The 928-nt window shown below is 29.0% G+C and carries 2 protein-coding genes; both read left to right on the top strand.

Translation table 11 applies throughout. From position 1 onward, the window contains the following. Positions 1-198 precede the first annotated feature (198 nt). On the top strand, positions 199-621 hold the full coding sequence (locus KTO59_RS04430; protein ID WP_284928850.1) for a DUF2963 domain-containing protein: 423 nt from the start codon (positions 199-201) through the stop codon (positions 619-621). Positions 622-713: 92 nt separating this feature from the next. Next, on the top strand, positions 714-920 hold the full coding sequence (locus KTO59_RS04425) for a hypothetical protein (RefSeq protein WP_284928849.1): 207 nt from the start codon (positions 714-716) through the stop codon (positions 918-920). Positions 921-928: the final 8 nt, after the last annotated feature.

Genomic DNA, 928 nt, shown 5'->3' with positions numbered 1-928 from the left:
TGACGACGATGATGACGACGATGAGGATGATGACGACGAATAATTAACACAAACTTCAATGACTGTTTTTTTTAAAAAAAACAGTCATCAATTCGCACCAAAAAAACACACAAAAACAAAAAGTAAAAAACGCTAAGGCATTAAAAAAAATATACACATACAAAAATTAAACCAAATAAAAGAAAGAAAAAACCAATTATGAAAACAACTAAAATAAATTATATTGACAAATATGGATATAAAATCACTGCAGAATACAACAAATACGACAAACTAGTTAAAAAAACAAGTTATCAATCTGATGGTAACATTTATTACATTAACGAATACAACGAAAACGAAAAAATAATTAAACAAATAGGATATGATTTTGATGGTCAAACTATTGATTACATTGAGGAATACGACAATGGTACAATAGACAAAATAACATACTATAATGACGATGAAACTATTATGTGTATTAACGAATACAACGATATTGGTGAAATAATTGAAGTCACACACTATAACCCCGATGGAACAATCGATTATATCGACGACTACGACGACGATGATGACGATGACGATGATGATGACTATGACTACAATGACGACGAAGAAGATGGTGATGATAAATGACGATGATGATAATGATGATATTGTTGCTAATGATGTCGATAAATGATGATGATGAATAATAAAAACAAATCAAATAAGAAAGGAATTAACTTATGAAAACAAACATAAAAACATACACCGACAAAGACGGACATAAAATCATTGAAGAACGCAACATAAATAATAAATTAATTACAAAAACATATATCGATGAATATGGAGATAAAATCATTGAAGAATACAATAATAATGAACAACTAATTAAAAAAACTTGCTACCATTCTAAGGGCGCCAAAGAGGCCTTATTAACAGCGAATTAACGAATCGC

This window comes from Candidatus Phytoplasma sp. AldY-WA1 (assembly GCF_020312115.2).
Lineage (GTDB): Bacteria > Bacillota_I > Bacilli_A > Acholeplasmatales > Acholeplasmataceae > Phytoplasma > Phytoplasma vitis.
Note: the sequence above shows the minus strand (reverse complement) of the source record. Positions and strands in the feature narration are given on the sequence as shown.